Raw genomic sequence first — 17,676 nt, forward strand, 5'->3', positions numbered from 1 at the left:
GAAGCCTCATGATAAGGCTTCCGGTTCGCTGACCTAACAAGTCATTGTAGAGGCTTGCAATCAAGCCGTTATTTCAGAAGCTTTTCGTCATCTTTAAGCCTGATAAGTGTTTGTACGAAAGGAATTCTCCTCTTAAGCAGAGTACAGATTTTTTTGGCAGGCAGTGGTTTATCCAAAACATGAAACCCATCCAGTTTTTGATAATAGGTTTTATCTTTCACACCGAGAATCAGTTCATTTCTTCCTTGGATCATCACCTGTCTGTCATGTACATTATGATCATCACCTAAGTGCCACAGTCATCTTCAGAAGACGATTGCACGGAATGTCAGAAGTCATATGCACACTAGGCTTTTGGTCCTGTCAATTGGTACAGTCGTCTTCTGAAAATGACACTATGCAAGCCTTACGGGCAGACTTTATTGCTTACGGGCTAACTTTATTGTTTCTACACAACACAACAGCGCCTGTGCACAAGCCCACGCGGAACTCCACGCCCATTGGAAGTTATATCCCCCCAGCCAGCCGGTTACATCGACAACCTCACCAATAAAATACAGCCCCTTCACCTTATGAGACTCCATTGTTTTTGACGACAGCTCATTCGTATCCACGCCACCCATCGTCACTTCCGCTGTACGATATCCCTCAGTGCCATTCGGCTGTACCTGCCAGCATTGCAGGGTAGCGATCAGTTCCTTTTTCTGAGCAGGATTAAGCTGCTTTAGGGAAACATCCGGCAATTGCTCAAGAGACTGCAAACACTCCACTAAACGTTTAGGCAGCAATTTAGCCAATGTGTTCTTTAGACTCTGATTAGGATGGGATTCCCGCTCTTTATCCAAAAACGCACCCAGATCCATATCAGGGAGTAAGTTAATACTCACATATTCACCGGGTTGCCAATAGCTGGAAATCTGCAAAATAGCGGGGCCGGAAAGTCCGCGATGAGTAAACAGGATATTTTCTCTGAATACTGTGCCGTCCTTCGCGGTAACAATTGAAGGAACCGCAACACCTGAGAGTGTTTGTAGTTGTTCCAATAACGGTTTATGCAGGGTAAAAGGAACCAGTGCTGCATGGGTAGGCAAGATATTGAGGCCGAATTGTTCCGCAATGCGATAACCCAAAGGAGACGCGCCCAATCCAGGCATGGACAGGCCACCAGATGCTACAACAAGTGAGTGTGTGCTTACTTTTTTCCCTGCCGTCGTAATCACAAAACCCTGCTCGTCTTTTTCGACTTGTGTCACTTCGCTGCGTAACCGGACAGTCACCTGACCTGCCTCACACTCTTTCAAAAGCAAGTCGATAATCTGTTGAGCAGAGTCATCACAGAAAAGTTGACCTAAGGCTTTCTCGTGATAGGCGATCCCGTGTCGTTGAACGAGGCCAATAAAATCCCATTGGGTATAGCGAGCGAGTGCTGACTTACAAAAATGCGGATTGGCAGAAAGATACGCGGCAGGTTCAGTGTACATATTGGTGAAATTACAGCGTCCGCCACCGGACATCAAAATTTTGCGACCTGCTTTTTTGCCGTTATCCAGAACCAGAGCGTTTAACCCCCCTTGCCCTGCCTGAGCCGCACAAAACAAACCGGCCGCGCCAGCACCAATAATCACTACATCAAATTTTTCCATTCGTTTGTCTCTTTTGGCCGAGTTATTTTGCAGGAAATGTACTTTATCGTGGGGGACTGTCCGCGAACTACGGAGAAAAAGATATATTTGGTTTAACTTTTTATCGTAAAAAGTTATTTTTTGTCAAAAAAATATCAAAATATTAAATTTGAATAACAACTTGATATAATTGATAAAAATAACAGGTTGACTGTCATTTCATTGTCATTAAATCGAAAAAAGGTCATATTTCTCTTTTCCCGCTCGCATTTGTCACTGATAATGCGCCGCGTTCATGTCCTACTAACTGGCTTAACGTTTATGCTACATCTGTTTACTGGCCTGGATTTTTATACCAGCCTAATGTTAGTACTTGCTCTGTTGTTTGTGCTTTTCTATGAAGCCATCAATGGGTTTCATGATACCGCAAATGCAGTAGCAACTGTTATTTATACCCGCGCGATGCGTTCGCAGTTTGCCGTTGTCATGGCAGGGGTTTTTAACTTTTTGGGTGTTCTCCTTGGTGGGTTAAGTGTCGCTTATGCGATTGTGCATCTATTGCCTACAGATCTTCTGTTAAATGTCAGTTCTACTCACGGCTTGGCGATGGTTTTCTCCATGCTGCTGGCGGCAATTATCTGGAATTTGGGCACATGGTATTTCGGCATTCCGGCATCCAGCTCCCATACGTTGATTGGTTCCATTATCGGCATCGGTCTGACCAATGCGATCGTGACCGATTCTTCGGTAGTTGATGCGCTGAATATCACCAAGATGATACAGATTTTCATGTCCTTGATCCTGTCTCCTATCGTTGGTTTGGCGATCGCTGGAGCGATGGTATTTTTACTGCGCCGTTACTGGAGTGGTACTAAAAAACGTCGTCGTATCCATATGACGCCTGCTGAACGTGAAAAACAGGATGGTAAACGTAAACCTCCATTCTGGACACGGACTGCGCTGATTCTTTCTGCTGTAGGGGTTAGTTTCTCCCACGGTGCAAATGACGGGCAGAAGGGTATCGGCTTGATCATGCTTGTGCTGATAGGTGTCGCGCCTGCCGGCTTCGTGGTCAATATGAACTCAACGAGCTATGACATTACCCGTACCCATGATGCCGTTGCCTCTTTGCAAAAGTATTATGTGCAGCACGGCCCGGCACTTTCCCATGCTATTGAGCTGACCCCGGCCGCTTCTTCAGTAGAAGTTCCGGTGGATCAGATGCTCCATTGCGATAACGCACAAGCGCAGAATGTGCTGAATACGGCTGCTGTGATGCTGGGAAGTATTCAGAACTTCAGTGAGTTGACCCCAGACCAACGTAACAATATGCGCCGTATGTTGATGTGCGCTGCTGATACGGCGGGTGATGTGGCTAAACTGTCTGAGACCAGTCTTGAAGATGCCCGTTTCCTGAATAAACTACGCAAGGATTTGCTGAATACCGTTGAATATGCCCCGATGTGGATCATCATTGCTGTGGCACTCGCCTTGTCTCTGGGCACAATGGTAGGCTGGAAACGTGTTGCTGTTACCATAGGTGAAAAAATTGGCAAAAAAGGCATGACCTATGCTCAAGGTGTTTCTGCTCAGGTCACGGCTGCCGTTTCCATCGGGGTTGCCAGTTATACGGGTATGCCAGTGTCCACGACACAGGTACTCTCTTCTGCGGTAGCAGGTACGATGCTGGTTGATGGTGGTGGTGTTCAAAGCAAGACCATTAAGAACATCATGCTGGCGTGGGTACTAACATTACCTATTTCAATTGGATTATCAGGCATTTTGTATTGGATTGCCCTGCAACTGATCTAATGATGTTTTAGAAAAAGGGTTAGCGACTGTATTCCAGTAAGCTAACCCTTTTTATTCCCTTCTTGTTACTTTCAGGCCCACTTCAAATTGCCATGGCTATCAGACATAGCACAACAGCTCCACATAACATTCCCGTCAATAAAAATTGCTTCCGTAACCTTTCGCAGATAAAGATGACATTGGTGTCGTGATGGGTGAGATAACCTTGTGAATTGATATAGTGTACCAGTCGAATATGTTTATTGAATTGACCGTGGGTTGTAAAAAAACCATTACCATCAACGGATTGATATAGCATCGGATCTGATTGGCGCAAGATTGACAGCAATACGCGGAGCGAAGATAAGCAGCGGATCACGTTAACAATACCGACAAGGCTAACTGCCCAGAAGAATGCAATAATATTGAACATACTTCCCCTCCCTTAATCTTGTTGTGATGTTCAAATGAGATATCCATATTTTCATATAGTTAAGAAAATAAAATGATAAGTTGTGATCAAAACAACACTAAAAAGATATATTGAGCAGTTATAGTATAAAACATCAAATCGTGGCGTTTTAGTGTTGCCAATCCATTTAATCAGCATTATGGAAGGAGTTCACTTATGGCTTACAAACATATTCTTATTGCGGTTGATTTATCTCCAGAAAGTCAGATTTTGGTAGAAAAAGCTGTTTCAATGGCGAAACCGTACAATGCCAAAGTTTCCTTGATCCATGTTGATGTTAACTACTCCGATCTTTATACCGGTCTGATTGATGTGAATCTTGGCGATATGCAGCAGCGTATCGCGGATGAAACTCGCAATGCTCTGAAAGATCTGTCTGTCAATGCAGACTATGAGATCCAGGAAACATTGAGTGGTTGCGGTGACTTAGGGCAGGTTCTTGTTGATGCTATCAAGCAATACGATATGGATTTGGTCGTGTGTGGTCATCATCAGGATTTTTGGAGCAAGTTGATGTCGTCAGCCCGTCAGCTCATTAACACCGTTCATGTTGATATGCTGATCGTGCCTTTGCGTGATGAAGAATAATCTACGGTTGAAATTTTATTCTATAAAATCGCCGGCTTATGCAGGCGATTTTTTTGTCTGAAGAAAAGATGATGAGACTGTTTTGGAAATTGTCAAAACTATTTTTAAGGAAACTTATAAAAATAGTTGTTGAAATTTAAGCGTAAGAAAGTGGTATATTCAGAAAGCAAACCACAATTACCTCACATTTTCGACAAAAAAATAATATGGAAAATGGCTGGGGGACATCACCTCTGAATGACAAAAGGAAGCCCTAAATGAATATTTCACCCTCTTTGGTCTCATTTCTTGATTCGATTCAGTCTCACAACCCACATCAACCGGAATATTTGCAGGCAGTGCGGGAAGTGTTGACATCACTCTGGCCTTTTCTTCAACAAAATCCGCAATATCGTGAGCAAAGCCTATTGGAACGTCTGATAGAACCGGAAAGAGTTATCCAGTTCCGTGTCTGTTGGGTCGATGATCAGGGTAAAGTACAGGTCAACCGTGCATGGCGGGTACAGTTCAATTCTGCCATTGGGCCATTTAAGGGAGGGATGCGTTTTCACCCTTCTGTTAACCTTTCTATCCTGAAATTCCTTGGTTTTGAACAGACCTTGAAAAATGCGTTGACGACACTGCCAATGGGCGGCGCAAAAGGGGGTTCTGATTTCGATCCCAAAGGTAAAAGCCACGGGGAAGTGATGCGTTTCTGTCAGGCATTGATGACAGAACTTTATCGCCATCTGGGGCCAGATACCGATGTTCCTGCCGGAGATATTGGCGTGGGAGGCCGAGAAGTGGCCTTTATGGCAGGTATGATGAAAAAACTGTCCAACAATACGGCATGTGTTTTCACCGGTAAAGAACTCTCTTTTGGTGGCAGCCTGATCCGCCCTGAAGCCACAGGTTACGGTCTGGTTTATTTCACCCATGAGATGCTCAAACGCCACGGCATGGGGCTGGAAGGGATGCGGGTATCGGTCTCTGGCGCGGGGAATGTTGCCCAATATACCATCGAAAAATGTATGGAACTGGGGGCGAAAGTCGTCACAGTATCGGATTCAGGCGGCACTGTGCTGGATGAAGAAGGCTTCACGCCGGAGAAACTGGCTCATCTCGAAGAGATTAAAAATCAACGCTACGGCCGTGTGGAAGAGTATGCCAAAGAGCGCGGATTAACCTTCCTGAAAGGCCAGGATCCGTGGTCAATACCTGTCGATATCGCATTGCCTTGCGCTACCCAGAATGAATTGGATCTGGATGCGGCGAAGACGCTGATCAAAAACGGCGTGAAAGTCGTCGCGGAAGGGGCGAACATGCCTGCGACCATTTCTGCCACTGACGCTTTCCTTGAAGCAGGCGTCTTGTTTGCACCGGGCAAAGCAGCCAATGCGGGAGGTGTTGCAACGTCCGGTCTTGAAATGGCTCAGAACGCAGCTCGTCTGAGTTGGAAAGCAGAGAAAGTTGATGTGCGCTTACACCACATTATGCTCGATATCCACCATGCCTGCGTAGAATATGGCGGGGAAGGTAAGCAGACCAACTACGTACAGGGCGCGAACATCGCTGGCTTTGTCAAAGTGGCTGATGCGATGCTGTCGCAGGGGATTTTGTAATTCTCATGTAATCAATGATGTTTTGGCGGATAAGCCCCATGTATAAACACGGGGCTTGTTTTTTTAATCGCAGCCGTATCGATTAACAAGGATAAATATCGAAACGATGATTTTTGGTGGTAATCGCTGCGGAAGCCTTAACCCCTGCCAGCGGTTCCGCATAATCAGGCCGTTTTACCACAACCCGCCGTTTTGCTAGCGCACGGGCGGGCTCCAGCAAACCGTCCGCGTCTTCATCGGCGCCCACTAATGATTGGAAAACGCGCATCTCTTTTTTGACCAGCGCGCTTTTTTGCCGATGGGGATACATGGGATCGAGATAAACGACATCAGGTGGCGGTGTAATATCCGTCAAGGCCGTAATGCTTGAGGTGTGGATCAGCGTCATACGTTCTTTCAGCCAGCTACCAATCTCTTCATTCTGATAGCCGCGCTGTAAGCCGTCATCCAGCAGTGCTGCTACCACCGGATGGCGTTCCAACATTCTGACCTGACAACCGATGGACGCCAGCACAAAGGCATCGCGCCCCAACCCAGCGGTAGCATCGACAACTGTGGGCAGATAACCTTTCTTGATGCCGACAGCCTTGGCGACGGCCTCACCACGGCCACCCCCAAAACGGCGGCGATGTGCCATCGTGCCGGCAACAAAATCGACATAAATACCGCCCAGCTTTGGCTCATCGAGTTTGTGCAGTTCCAGCCGTTCAGGTGTCAAGACCAGCGCCATGACGGAATCTTCATCATGAACCAGATTCCAGCGTTCAGCCAATTGAGATAAGGCGCTGTTATCAGCGCCTTGTTCACAGATTAAACAAATCTTCACAGGTTATTATCCACTGATACCAGAGCTTTTCAGCATTGCATCCAGTTTCGGCTCGCGACCACGGAAGCGTACAAACAGCGCCATTGGGTCTTCTGAACCGCCACGGGTCAGGATATTATCGAGGAAAGACTGCCCGGTTGTGCGATTGAAAATTCCCTCTTCGGCAAAGCGGGAATAAGCGTCCGCAGCCAGAACATCGGCCCACATATAACTGTAATAGCCAGCCGCATAGCCACCGTTAAAAATATGGCTGAAGGTGTTGGGGAAGCGTCCCCATTCCGGTGATGGCACAACTGCGACCTGTTTTTTCACTGACTGCAAGGTTGGCAGGATTTGCGCACCTTTTGCCGGGTCATATTCAGCGTGCAGGCGGAAATCAAACAGACCGAATTCCAACTGGCGCAGGATGGCCATCGCTGCCTGATAATTCTTGGCGGCCAGCATATTATCCAACATCTCTTTCGGCAGAGGTTCTTTCGTTTCATAGTGGCCGGAGATAAACGCCAGTGCTTCTGGCTCCCAGCACCAGTTCTCCATAAACTGGCTTGGCATTTCAACGGCATCCCACGGTACACCGTTGATACCCGCAACATCTAACGTTTCAACCTGGGTCAGCATATGGTGCAGGCCATGACCAAATTCATGGAACAGCGTTGTCACTTCATTGTGAGTAAACAGTGCGGGCTGATCGCCAACCGGCTTATTGAAGTTACAGGTCAGATAAGCGACAGGCGTCTGTAATTCGCCGGAAGTATGACGCATTCTGCCGACATAACTGTTCATCCATGCGCCACCCCGCTTATGCTCACGGGCATAGAGATCCAGATAGAAACTACCGAGCAATGTCTGTTTTTCATCATACAGTTCAAAGAAACGAACATCAGGATGCCATGTTTCTACATCGCGGCGCTCTTTAGCGGTAATCGCATAAATGCGGCGTATAACTTCAAACAGACCTTCAATGGCACGTTGTTCAGGGAAATAAGGGCGAAGTTGCTCATCGCTGATAGAGAAATCATGTTGTTTCTGCTTTTCACTATAATAGGCCAGATCCCACGCTTCCAGCTCATCGACCCAATAGTGTGATTCGGCAAAATCAGTGAGTTCTTCCAGTTCTCTTTCGCCTTGACCGTGGGCGCGGTTGGCCAGATCGTTCAGGAAATCGAGTACTTGCTTAGGTGTTTTAGCCATTTTGGTGGCTAGAGAGTTTTCAGCATAGTTTTTGAAACCCAGCAATAGTGCGAGCTCATGGCGCAGTGCGAGAATTTCCGTCATGACGGCACTGTTATCCCACTGACCGGCATTTGGCCCTTGCTCAGAAGCGCGGGTCGTATAGGCGTAATACATTTCCTGGCGCAGTTCACTGTCATCGGCATAGGTCATGACCGGCAGATAGCTTGGCCCATTCAGTGTCAGCAACCAGCCCTCTAACCCTTTAGCTTCGGCAGCGGCTTTGGCGGCGGCTTTGGCACTGTCAGGCATACCCTCCAGATCGCACTCATCAGTGATCAGCTTGGTCCATCCCATCGTGGCATCCAGCAAATTATTGCCGAACTGAGAGCCAAGCTCAGATAAACGGGCGGAAATCTCACCGTAGCGTTTCTGTTTTTCCTTCGGCAGACCAATGCCAGACAACTCAAAATCACGCAGCGTATTTTCGATAGCTTTACGCTGTGGCTGAGATAGTGCTTTAAAGGCTTCGCTCTCTTTCAGAGCCTTATAAGCCTGATATAATCCTTCGTGCTGCCCCATCCAAGTTTCGAACTCAGAAATCAGGGGCAGGCTTTGTTCATAGGCTTCGCGAAGTTCTGGGCTATTTTTGACCGCATTGAGATGATCAACAGGAGACCACACGCGGGAAAGATGATCTTTCGCTTCAGAAATTGGCTGGCACAGATTATCCCAAGTAAATGTGACATTTCCGGCCAGAACTTTCTCAATCACTTGACGGTAGTTGGCTAACGTCTCTTTCACGGCTGGCACGACATGTTTTGGCTCAATGGCAGCGAATTTGGGCAATACAGAAGGAGTCAGTAACGGGTTAGTCATAGTGAGCGCCTTAGTTGTATGTTTGGGTATATAAACCGCTATATCCCAATGGGTTGTTGTCGATAAGATGGGGATAAGATACAGCGAGTTCAATGCTGATGCCGCACTTTTATGCGGATAATCGGGGTCTTTTTATATCAGAGATCTGTGAGATGACGAATGAGTTTAGATGTTTCGTGGGACGCGCTATAATCCCTGCTCTTCATCGTTTTCCTTATGGAAGATCATCGCCCCCGGTGGGGCGGCTGGGCTTCAAATCCAGATGGAGCCGCCAGCGGCTCCCGACAGGTTCAACTCCTGTGATCTTCCGCCACTTTTTGTCTATTACTGTCTTTTTACTTCAGCAAAATAATTCAATTTATTGACAGGGTGTTTTTTGTATTTCAGTGGAATTTTCTTGTAATCTGAACATAGGAGATTCTCTGTGAAAAAATTACGCTTTGTCATCATGCAGTTGCTGTCACTATATTGAACAACCTACAGCAAAAATGAACATCGGGTAGGTTAACTACGTTCATTTCTGGGCATTAATATTTGGCCCAATATATTTTTCAACTGCACCAATAAGTATAGTATGCAGGGGGAAATCATTTATAAAATCCAATATTTTTTAAATTAGTTAAATATAGCTTATTTAAATAGAATATTTTTACATTATTATTTATTTATGCTGTTTTCTTTATTTTTTATATCGTTAGTGTTTTGATAATTGCCATGAATAGGATGATTTTTGAGTGTAATAAGATCGCTTTATATATTAATTTCTTAAATTTATATTATATTATTATTGCCGTTGGCTTGATTGGATAAGGGGAAGGATGAGTTTATCCCCTCCGTCTTTCAAGTTTCTGCTTTGCTGGTTGCAACCTGAAAGACGAAGGGGATGACTATATCGGTTTCTGGATTGAGTTATAAACTGTATCAAGTTGGTTAATACGCTGGTGATAACTTTGTAGCAGGCATGTTTTATCGCCTTTGCACTTCTGGCGTTGCTTCAGCCAAGCCTTTTGGCTGCCATGCATTTCACCCGATATGCCCATAGCAAATAACCCTCGTAGGAAATGATATTTGACGCTCATTTCTATATCCAGATCATTAAGCCGATGATCAGTACAGATTGCTTTCTCATCTGGCGCTTTGGCTTTTGCACAATCAAAACTGGCGGCCAGACTAAGGGGAGACAGAATAAGCAGCATAAGTAATGTATATCTCATCTACTGCCCTTTTTTAGGAAGGATCACAGGCCCTGGCCCAGTCTGTAATTGCGGTGGCAATGCTTTTAACAGTTTGAATGACAGCGCTTTGCCTGTTTTAGAGTCCAGTTCGCAGGAGAATCTAATATTTTTCCAGCCAATGCCGTTGCGATACATCCCCGTACCTATGAGCCGGGAATCAATCAATCTTATACTGTTTGGTGATTCATCACCGAGAAACACTTTGTCAGCCTCTTTGTGCTTCCGTTGAATAACAGAGAGCGCTAAAGGCCTACAAATAAACTCGGCTACTTTTTTAGTATCTGACCAGTCTTCTACCTCTTTGGCCGCTGATTTATCTGTCATTTGTTTATCTATTTGCTGTTGCAGGTATTTTTGTTGGCTTGTAGACAATTGGGACGATGGCGATTGTGCTTGTACGAATGCGGAAAAGAGAAGGCAACCGGTACCAAAATAATTCAAACATTTTAAGTAAGACATAGCATATTACCTCCCAGTTTGAGATTGAAAAAGTATGGCACAGGTTTTGTGGCCGTGCCATTCCCTGGGTTTTTTCCAGAGAATTCTCATGCGTGTAATTAATTAAATATTAACAGAGAATTTTGGTCAATATTGCAATGAATAATGATGTGAATTTACCTCGTCCTATTCGGACGAGGTTTTATTTTTAGTCGATTAATAATGAATAAATAAAATTATTGAGCAGCAATCAAGTATATTGACTCATAAGGTTTAATGGATATCTCTTTTTCCATTGAGGAAGGCGATGGATAATTACTTATTAATACCTGCCATTCTTTATCTGTGAGAGAAGATTCTGGAGACCATCGCTGGTTTTCATCACTTAAATTCGCGATAACTAACATGACCTGATTCTGCCAGCGACGCAGATAACACCAAAGCGAAGGATGGTCGGGTAACAGATCCAGATAATCACCGTAGGTCAGTATGGGTTGTTGTTTCCGCAACTTAATCAATTCGTGGTAGCAATAGAAGACGGAATCTTTATCCTGCAATGCAGCTTCGGCATTGAGCTCTGGATAATTATCGCAAGGTGCTATCCACGGCGTGCCAGAGGTAAAGCCGGCACTGGCTGAACCATCCCACTGCATTGGCGTCCGGCCGTTATCGCGGGATTTCTGCGCCAGAATTGCCAGTATCTCCTCTGGTGCCATGTTTTGCTCAATGCGTTCCTGATACATATTCAGGCTTTCAATATCCCGATACTCTTCGATACGCTCAAAGTGGGGATTCGTCATACCCAGCTCTTCGCCTTGATAGATATACGGCGTACCCTGCATACCGTGCAGCACCATTGCCAGCATTTTGGCTGACGTCCTGTGGTGTTGGTGTTCATCCCCAAATCGGGAAACTATGCGAGGCTGATCATGATTGCACCAGAAAAGCGCGTTCCATGCCTTTTGATGCATACCCTGTTGCCAGGTTGAGAAAATCTTTTTCAAGGCAATATAGTCAGGCTTGGCGAGTGTCCATTTTTCACCATTAGGATAATCGACTTTCAAATGATGAAAATTAAACGTCATGGACAGCGCACTGCTATCCAAAGCGCTGTAACGGAGGCAGTGCTCAAGCGCTGTGGAAGACATCTCACCTACGGTCATCAAGCCCTTGGGCTGGAACACATCACGGCTCATTTCTTGTAGAAATTCATGAATACGCGGGCCATCGGTATAGAAACGGCGGCCATCTCCGTGATCGTCACTCGGATAATCCTGCTGTTTTGAGACGAGATTAACCACATCCAGCCGCAAGCCATCAACACCACGGTCTGCCCAGAACTCACAGATTTTTTTCAGCTCGGCGCGGACGGGTTCATGTTCCCAGTTCAAATCAGCCTGTTTTACCGCAAACAGATGGAGGTAATATTGCTGGCTTTCAGCATGCCACTGCCACGCATTCCCGCCAAACTTGGATTTCCAGTTATTGGGCAGGGAATCGCTGGAGCCTTCGCGCCAGATATAAAACTGGCGATAAGGGCTATTGATATCCTGTGCAGCCTGAAACCACGGATGTTCGGTTGAAGTGTGGTTAAAGACCATATCCAAAATAATGCGGATGCCACGGCGATGGGCATTTTCCACTAAATTGTCAAAGTCTTCCATTGAGCCATAATCGGGATTAATGGCGCAGTAATCGGCAACATCATAGCCATTATCAACTTGTGGAGACGGATAAAACGGCGTGATCCAGATAGCCTCAACACCGAGGTGCTGTAGATAATCCAGCCGTTGGGTGATCCCATTGATATCACCTGTACCGCTTCCGGTACTGTCCTGAAAACTTTTCGGATAAATCTGGTAGATAACGCTATCTAACCACCAAGGTTGCTGTTCAGTCATAAAAATATCTCTAAGGAATTAATGCGTTAGCTCATTTCTGCGATAGACCAGTACGGTAAGCAGCATAGGCACGACAATGGCGATGATCATGGCAATAAGGTAGACCATCCAGAACTGCGGCTTGATAGAGAGAATACCTGGGATCCCACCAACACCAATGCCATTAGCCGTCACATGATTAAGGCCACATACCAGCCCGGCCAGACCCGCTCCAATCATCGCGCAGAACATCGGGTAATGGTATTTCAGGTTGATACCATACATGGCGGGTTCGGTAACGCCGAGATAGGCTGAAATGGCTGCCGGAATCGAAACCTCGCGTTCTTTCTGCTTTTTGCTTGCCCAGATAATGCCGGCAACGGCAGAGCCTTGGGCGATATTGGATAACGCAATGATAGGCCAGATGGGGGTTCCGCCCGTGCTCTGGATCATTTGCAGATCGATTGCCAATGTGGTTTGGTGTACGCCCGTAATAACCAGAGGTGCGTAGAAAAAGCCGAACAGGGCAGCACCGATAGGCGCGAAACTTCCGGTCATCAGGCCCTTGACGACCCAAGCGACCCCATCACCGATTGCGCGCCCCATCGGGCCGATTAGCGTATGGGCAAGGAAGACCGCCAGCAGTAGAGAAACAACGGGGACAATTACCAGATAAAGATAATCCGGCACCCATTTTTTCAGCCGAGTTTCAATCCATCCCAACGTTAAACCCGCCAATAGAGAAGGAATGACTTGCGCCTGATAGCCGACTTTGGAAATGGCAAACCAGCCGAAATCCCAGACTTCCGGTGTTTGCTGCCCAAGCAGGTAAGCATTCATCAACTGTGGTGAAACCAGCGTAATGCCCAAAACAATACCTAATACTGGGGTTCCGCCCATTTTTTTAACGGCAGACCAGCAGATACCTACAGGGAGGTAGAAGAATATGGCTTCACCGATCAACCAGAGAAAACCATGGATGGTTTGCCAGATAGGATATAGCTGGGCGAGTGTTTTGCCTTCACTGAAAGGGATATCCCCAATGATGTTACGGAAGCCTAATATTAACCCACCGCTGATTAAGGCTGGCAGCAGAGGGAAAAAGATCTCAGCAAAATGTGAAATTGCATTTTCATACCATTTCATATTTTGTCGGGCTGCCTGTTTAACTTCTTCTTTATTAACGGATTGTTTCCCCGTATTTTCAAGCAGAGCTTTATAATAAATGTCTACATTGGTTCCAATAACCACCTGAAATTGCCCGGCATTGGTAAAACACCCTTTTACCATGGATAGCTCTTCGATGGCCTTGGCATCGGCATTTTCTGGTGAATGGAGAACGAATCTGAGGCGGGTAATACAATGGCTGACAGAAGCAATATTCTCTTTTCCACCAATCAAAGTAATAAGTTTTTCAAGATCCTTCTGATTTACTTGATTTTTCTTCATGCCTTTCTCCTTAGTATGGCAGGAGTAATAAGTAACTGAGTTTTGCTATTAACAGAATGATTACTCTCGTGATGAGATAATTCAAAGACTGAAGTAATGGCTGATTTATCCTAGTCAGATTTCAGGTTTTTGAATATGAAAAGATGTTTTGTTTGAGTTTTGGATCACATTTTATTCTATTGGTTTGAAACTAAAAGGCTTTTTATATTTGTTTTATTGATTATTTAATGGAATCTAATTTCTTTAGTAACTAATAGATTTTGGATATGAGTTTTGTTGGTTTGTTGTGTGTTTTCAACCAATGAAGGGGGAAGATAAAAGAAAAAAGACAATTATCTAATCAAATAGAGGTAATTCTGGTGTTTTTTGATTAGCTGATTCAGGATAACGATATTTTCGTTAATACTTTATAAGTAAGAGATATGGATAAGTGTGTTTTCAGTAGTCATATCTATAATTTCAACTAATATTCATACTACTACTGACAATAACGGTGTCACAGCAGTCAGCGGTATCACCCGCTCTGAGCTTAACCATTTTCTTAAATATCAAATGGTAACATAAACTAACTTTCAGGATATCGCCTTTATGGAATTTCTTCCTAGCTATGATGAATTTCTGATATTGATAAATATGACGGCAAAATTGGAAGATAATATCAATTTTTTTATATTAATATTTACCAAAATAGAAATGACTTACATTAATAAGTTAATTTATATTAGAATCAAGAATAACAAAATATAACGTTTTATTTACAATTAATTACAATCGAAATCAGAATAGAGACTATAATTATTAATGTCAGATTTATTTCATCGTATGTCAATTATTACCATTTAAATTGTTGGGAAATAGGAAATCTGTAATTAGTTAATTAAATTTAGCTTAATTGCTTATGTCATTAATAATAAAATAAAAATTAAAGGATAAGACTATGAACAGCACAAATGAAATAAATATATCATTTCCACATAAAAAAACATTAGAGGCCATCCTGTTTTTATCTGCTTTTTTATTATTTTCATTTACTCAACCTGTCTATTCTATAGAAATGCAAGCTGCCCCAAAAGACTCTCAGCCACAATTGTTCAGGAGAAGACCAAAAATTAAAATTCTATTTGCATTCTCTATAGAAGCCGCTGAAAAGCTTGGATATGTGTATGGTAGTGAGCTGAAAGATAAGAAAGCAATAGAGCAAATGAATGAGGTTGCAGATTTAATGATATCAGTTGGCAACCGATCATTCAGAAATTCCTATATACATTTTGAACTGGGAAGAACAAAGGTTATTGCATCTTATATCTCTGAAAAGAATCTTATGACCCATGAACATTATCTGGATTTTAATATGACTGGTATGTTAAAGCAGCTTCCTGGTACCCGGAATAAAAACGACAAAAAAATTATTTATAGGTTTAAAGAATTTTATTTACTCGAACAATCTCGTATTGCTCTGAAAGCAGATGTGGTTGTATTGATCATAACTGCAAAATATCATTTCAATAAAAATGAGTGTGGAAGCTCATTTGATGGCAAAAAGGGAATTAATAGAGATACTGCGTATATGGTGGTCAGACTCCCTTGTATGATCAACAAGGAAAACCTCGATTTCAACTATCACTTAGGGCATTTGATAGGTGCAAGCGATAGCGTGAATAGTGGTGGTCTTAGTAAAGAAGATGAATTTTTTTATGGGCATGGTTACATACAAAATAAGCACAAACCTTATTGGCGAACCATTATGACTCGAGCTGAGGACTGCCCAAGTTGTACTGTGATTAATTATTGGTCAAACCCTCTGGCTGAAGTTAATGAGATACCTACGGGAATATACAGAACTAATAATAATGCGTTGCTATGGAGAGTGCATGGTCGCAAACTCGTAAGAGTCTATGAGGAGTTTTATAAAAATAAGGGGAAATCGCCAGTTCTATTACTGCAGCGCCCAGTTAAAAACGATTATATATCTACTCAAAATTAGATTATTCATATTATATTTTAAGATTAATGAAGACGTCATACGACGAATGATGAGTGTAAATTGATTCTATATTTTGTTTTTATTGAAATATTATTTTAAGGAATAATGATATGAGTAACAATAATGAAAAAACAGAATTAGTGAATAAAGACAAGGGCATATACTCAAAAGTTATTTCAATAGATGTCGGTGATATTAATGGAGGTGGAGGTGCGGATATTAACCCTATAATTTGCGTTAAAAATATTAACAATGATGTGATTGATTATTATAAACTAGCATTTCCTGAAGAAGAGATAAATGGAGCCGCAACATACTCAGTAATATTGGCAGCTTTTTCCTATGACATGCCAATAATATTGAAATTCATTGGGTCTGATCGCATTGCCGGTGTTATTATCGATACCGATATCGGTGATAAATAAGGTCAGTAGTAAATGGAATAAAGAAATATTTACATGATAAGAAACCAATTTTTATAAAAAACAAAATTAAATTTACTTAAAAATATTTAATTTATGACTAGGTGATTTCTGAATTCTGTTTGTTTTTTGATTTATAAATAATTATTTTGAGGAATAATACCATGAACGAAAATGATAAATCAGAAAAAAAATTAATCTTAGTGAGGCCGGCTAGTGATTTATTAGTTAAAGACGTAATAATTGTTTCGTTGGAAACTAACATTGCAGGTAACAATGTTAATGTGTCATTTAAATATTTAAAAAATCCAAACATTTTCACCAATTTTTTTCTTAATTATCCTAATTATAAAATGGGTGGAGGAGGTATATTCGCAACGTTACTGTCAGCTTTAATCAATCAATTTACTGTAACATTAAAACTCCTTGATTATCCCTATCCGGCAGAAATAATTTATATTACAGGTATTCTCGTTAAAGGAGTGGATACTCCGCCTTAAACTATATGCTAATTTTAATCTGTGATTTTTTGCAGTTCTACTATTAACTGTTTTTGATGATAAATAGCACCCTCTGACATTTGGACACGGACGTCCATAATATCCTCAGGGTAAGATCTCGTATTTTAATTTAATATGGTTATTTTGGCTGAAAACAAAGCAGGCCTTACTTTTATGGAATCCTCTTTTTACCATTCAAAGATAGACCTCTCCTAACCTTCCACCTTGTTATCTCAGATGTTCCATATTTTCGCCCCTTTCCCATATAGAATCGTTACCATGTTGTCGGAGACCGAAACTGTAATCCTTTTGATAACAATCGTATTTTTTGCTCATAGAATAGTCACATTTCCTTTCAAGATACTCTTTTTTGTTGTAATAACCACTTATCTAGTTCATTTGCGAACTGCTGGCGATCACGTTGGTTTAACGTAGCAGGCCCTCCCGTGTGGATCCCACTCGCCCGCATCGTATCCATAAAATCACGCATAGCCAGGCGTTCACGTATTGTCGCTTCACTATAACGTTCACCGCGCGGATTGAGTGCTATTGCACCTTTTTCGATCACTTCAGCAGCAAGAGGAATATCTGCTGTAATCACTAAATCACCGATTTCTGAGCGACGAACAATTTCATTGTCAGCGACATCAAACCCAGCAGGGACTTGTAATGTACGTAAAAAAGCGGATGCAGGTACACTTAATCGTTGATTTGCCACGAATGTAACCTGTACTTTTTCACGTTCTGCTGCACGATATAATACTTCTTTTATAACCTTAGGACATGCATCAGCATCTACCCATATAGGCATAACAGATT

At 43.1% G+C, this 17,676-nt stretch carries 15 protein-coding genes and 1 tRNA gene; 7 read left to right on the top strand and 9 right to left on the bottom strand.

The window, feature by feature from the left end:
- Positions 1 to 419: 419 nt before the first annotated feature.
- Positions 420 to 1,643, bottom strand: a complete 1,224-nt coding sequence (locus tag NXS07_RS06815) for a BaiN/RdsA family NAD(P)/FAD-dependent oxidoreductase (protein WP_051875846.1) — start codon at positions 1,641 to 1,643, stop codon at positions 420 to 422.
- 300 nt (positions 1,644 to 1,943) lie between these two features.
- Here NXS07_RS06815 and pitA point away from each other — a divergent pair, with 300 nt between their 5' ends.
- The gene (pitA, locus tag NXS07_RS06820) at positions 1,944 to 3,434 is read left to right on the top strand and encodes an inorganic phosphate transporter PitA (RefSeq protein ID WP_038212986.1); all 1,491 of its coding nucleotides are present in this window, start codon (positions 1,944 to 1,946) and stop codon (positions 3,432 to 3,434) included.
- 82 nt (positions 3,435 to 3,516) lie between these two features.
- Here the strand turns inward: pitA and uspB are convergent, their stop codons facing one another.
- On the bottom strand, positions 3,517 to 3,846 hold the full coding sequence (gene uspB / locus NXS07_RS06825) for a universal stress protein UspB (RefSeq protein ID WP_038193117.1): 330 nt from the start codon (positions 3,844 to 3,846) through the stop codon (positions 3,517 to 3,519).
- Positions 3,847 to 4,041: 195 nt separating this feature from the next.
- On the opposite strand from uspB, the gene uspA reads away from it, so the two are divergent.
- Positions 4,042 to 4,473 (top strand): universal stress protein UspA, encoded by a 432-nt coding sequence (gene uspA / locus NXS07_RS06830; protein WP_038193116.1) that lies wholly within the window; start codon positions 4,042 to 4,044, stop codon positions 4,471 to 4,473.
- Between the two features lie 257 nt (positions 4,474 to 4,730).
- Entirely contained in the window at positions 4,731 to 6,074 is a 1,344-nt protein-coding gene (gene gdhA, locus NXS07_RS06835; RefSeq protein WP_038207348.1) for an NADP-specific glutamate dehydrogenase, read from the top strand.
- A gap of 82 nt (positions 6,075 to 6,156) precedes the next feature.
- On the opposite strand, the gene rsmJ is transcribed toward gdhA, so the two are convergent.
- Together rsmJ and prlC are read right to left on the bottom strand one after the other, a co-directional pair.
- Positions 6,157 to 6,900, bottom strand: coding sequence for a 16S rRNA (guanine(1516)-N(2))-methyltransferase RsmJ (gene rsmJ / locus NXS07_RS06840; protein WP_038207345.1), 744 nt, complete (start codon positions 6,898 to 6,900; stop codon positions 6,157 to 6,159).
- Positions 6,901 to 6,906: 6 nt separating this feature from the next.
- A complete protein-coding gene (gene prlC, locus NXS07_RS06845; RefSeq protein WP_238125347.1) occupies positions 6,907 to 8,949 on the bottom strand; it encodes an oligopeptidase A in 2,043 nt (680 codons plus the stop codon).
- Between the two features lie 218 nt (positions 8,950 to 9,167).
- Between prlC and NXS07_RS06850 the strand changes: the two genes are divergently transcribed.
- Positions 9,168 to 9,262 (top strand) — tRNA-Sec (locus tag NXS07_RS06850).
- A 574-nt stretch (positions 9,263 to 9,836) separates the two neighbouring features.
- Here the strand turns inward: NXS07_RS06850 and NXS07_RS06855 are convergent.
- The 4 genes from NXS07_RS06855 to treB form a co-directional block, all read right to left on the bottom strand.
- On the bottom strand, positions 9,837 to 10,163 hold the full coding sequence (locus NXS07_RS06855) for a lysozyme inhibitor LprI family protein (protein ID WP_038207341.1): 327 nt from the start codon (positions 10,161 to 10,163) through the stop codon (positions 9,837 to 9,839).
- Positions 10,164 to 10,643: a hypothetical protein gene (locus NXS07_RS06860; protein WP_038207338.1), complete on the bottom strand. Its 480-nt coding sequence runs from the start codon at positions 10,641 to 10,643 to the stop codon at positions 10,164 to 10,166.
- Positions 10,644 to 10,858: 215 nt separating this feature from the next.
- Entirely contained in the window at positions 10,859 to 12,523 is a 1,665-nt protein-coding gene (gene treC / locus NXS07_RS06865; RefSeq protein ID WP_046335542.1) for an alpha,alpha-phosphotrehalase, read from the bottom strand.
- Between the two features lie 18 nt (positions 12,524 to 12,541).
- On the bottom strand, positions 12,542 to 13,951 hold the full coding sequence (gene treB / locus NXS07_RS06870) for a PTS trehalose transporter subunit IIBC (RefSeq protein WP_258086435.1): 1,410 nt from the start codon (positions 13,949 to 13,951) through the stop codon (positions 12,542 to 12,544).
- Between the two features lie 937 nt (positions 13,952 to 14,888).
- On the opposite strand from treB, the gene NXS07_RS06875 reads away from it, so the two are divergent.
- The 3 genes from NXS07_RS06875 (at position 14,889) to NXS07_RS06885 (ending at position 16,857) form a co-directional block, all read left to right on the top strand.
- On the top strand, positions 14,889 to 15,935 hold the full coding sequence (locus NXS07_RS06875; RefSeq protein ID WP_038212973.1) for a hypothetical protein: 1,047 nt from the start codon (positions 14,889 to 14,891) through the stop codon (positions 15,933 to 15,935).
- A 110-nt stretch (positions 15,936 to 16,045) separates the two neighbouring features.
- Complete coding sequence (locus tag NXS07_RS06880; RefSeq protein ID WP_038207320.1) at positions 16,046 to 16,360, top strand: hypothetical protein; 315 nt, start codon at positions 16,046 to 16,048, stop codon at positions 16,358 to 16,360.
- 161 nt (positions 16,361 to 16,521) lie between these two features.
- On the top strand, positions 16,522 to 16,857 hold the full coding sequence (locus NXS07_RS06885) for a hypothetical protein (protein WP_258086436.1): 336 nt from the start codon (positions 16,522 to 16,524) through the stop codon (positions 16,855 to 16,857).
- A gap of 355 nt (positions 16,858 to 17,212) precedes the next feature.
- Here the strand turns inward: NXS07_RS06885 and NXS07_RS06890 are convergent, their stop codons facing one another.
- Positions 17,213 to 17,668 (bottom strand): YaiI/YqxD family protein, encoded by a 456-nt coding sequence (locus NXS07_RS06890; protein WP_038207314.1) that lies wholly within the window; start codon positions 17,666 to 17,668, stop codon positions 17,213 to 17,215.
- Between the last annotated feature and the right edge of the window lie 8 nt (positions 17,669 to 17,676).

Source organism: Xenorhabdus bovienii (assembly GCF_024721015.1).
Lineage (GTDB): Bacteria > Pseudomonadota > Gammaproteobacteria > Enterobacterales > Enterobacteriaceae > Xenorhabdus > Xenorhabdus bovienii.

Coding starts and splice junctions, on each gene's coding strand:
- NXS07_RS06815 (WP_051875846.1), bottom strand. CDS start 1,643: ATGGAAAAATTTGATGTAGTGATTATTGGTGCTGGCGCGGCCGGTTTG.
- pitA (WP_038212986.1), top strand. CDS start 1,944: ATGCTACATCTGTTTACTGGCCTGGATTTTTATACCAGCCTAATGTTA.
- uspB (WP_038193117.1), bottom strand. CDS start 3,846: ATGTTCAATATTATTGCATTCTTCTGGGCAGTTAGCCTTGTCGGTATT.
- uspA (WP_038193116.1), top strand. CDS start 4,042: ATGGCTTACAAACATATTCTTATTGCGGTTGATTTATCTCCAGAAAGT.
- gdhA (WP_038207348.1), top strand. CDS start 4,731: ATGAATATTTCACCCTCTTTGGTCTCATTTCTTGATTCGATTCAGTCT.
- prlC (WP_238125347.1), bottom strand. CDS start 8,949: ATGACTAACCCGTTACTGACTCCTTCTGTATTGCCCAAATTCGCTGCC.
- NXS07_RS06855 (WP_038207341.1), bottom strand. CDS start 10,163: ATGAGATATACATTACTTATGCTGCTTATTCTGTCTCCCCTTAGTCTG.
- NXS07_RS06860 (WP_038207338.1), bottom strand. CDS start 10,643: ATGTCTTACTTAAAATGTTTGAATTATTTTGGTACCGGTTGCCTTCTC.
- treC (WP_046335542.1), bottom strand. CDS start 12,523: ATGACTGAACAGCAACCTTGGTGGTTAGATAGCGTTATCTACCAGATT.
- treB (WP_258086435.1), bottom strand. CDS start 13,951: ATGAAGAAAAATCAAGTAAATCAGAAGGATCTTGAAAAACTTATTACT.
- NXS07_RS06875 (WP_038212973.1), top strand. CDS start 14,889: ATGAACAGCACAAATGAAATAAATATATCATTTCCACATAAAAAAACA.
- NXS07_RS06880 (WP_038207320.1), top strand. CDS start 16,046: ATGAGTAACAATAATGAAAAAACAGAATTAGTGAATAAAGACAAGGGC.
- NXS07_RS06885 (WP_258086436.1), top strand. CDS start 16,522: ATGAACGAAAATGATAAATCAGAAAAAAAATTAATCTTAGTGAGGCCG.
- NXS07_RS06890 (WP_038207314.1), bottom strand. CDS start 17,668: ATGCCTATATGGGTAGATGCTGATGCATGTCCTAAGGTTATAAAAGAA.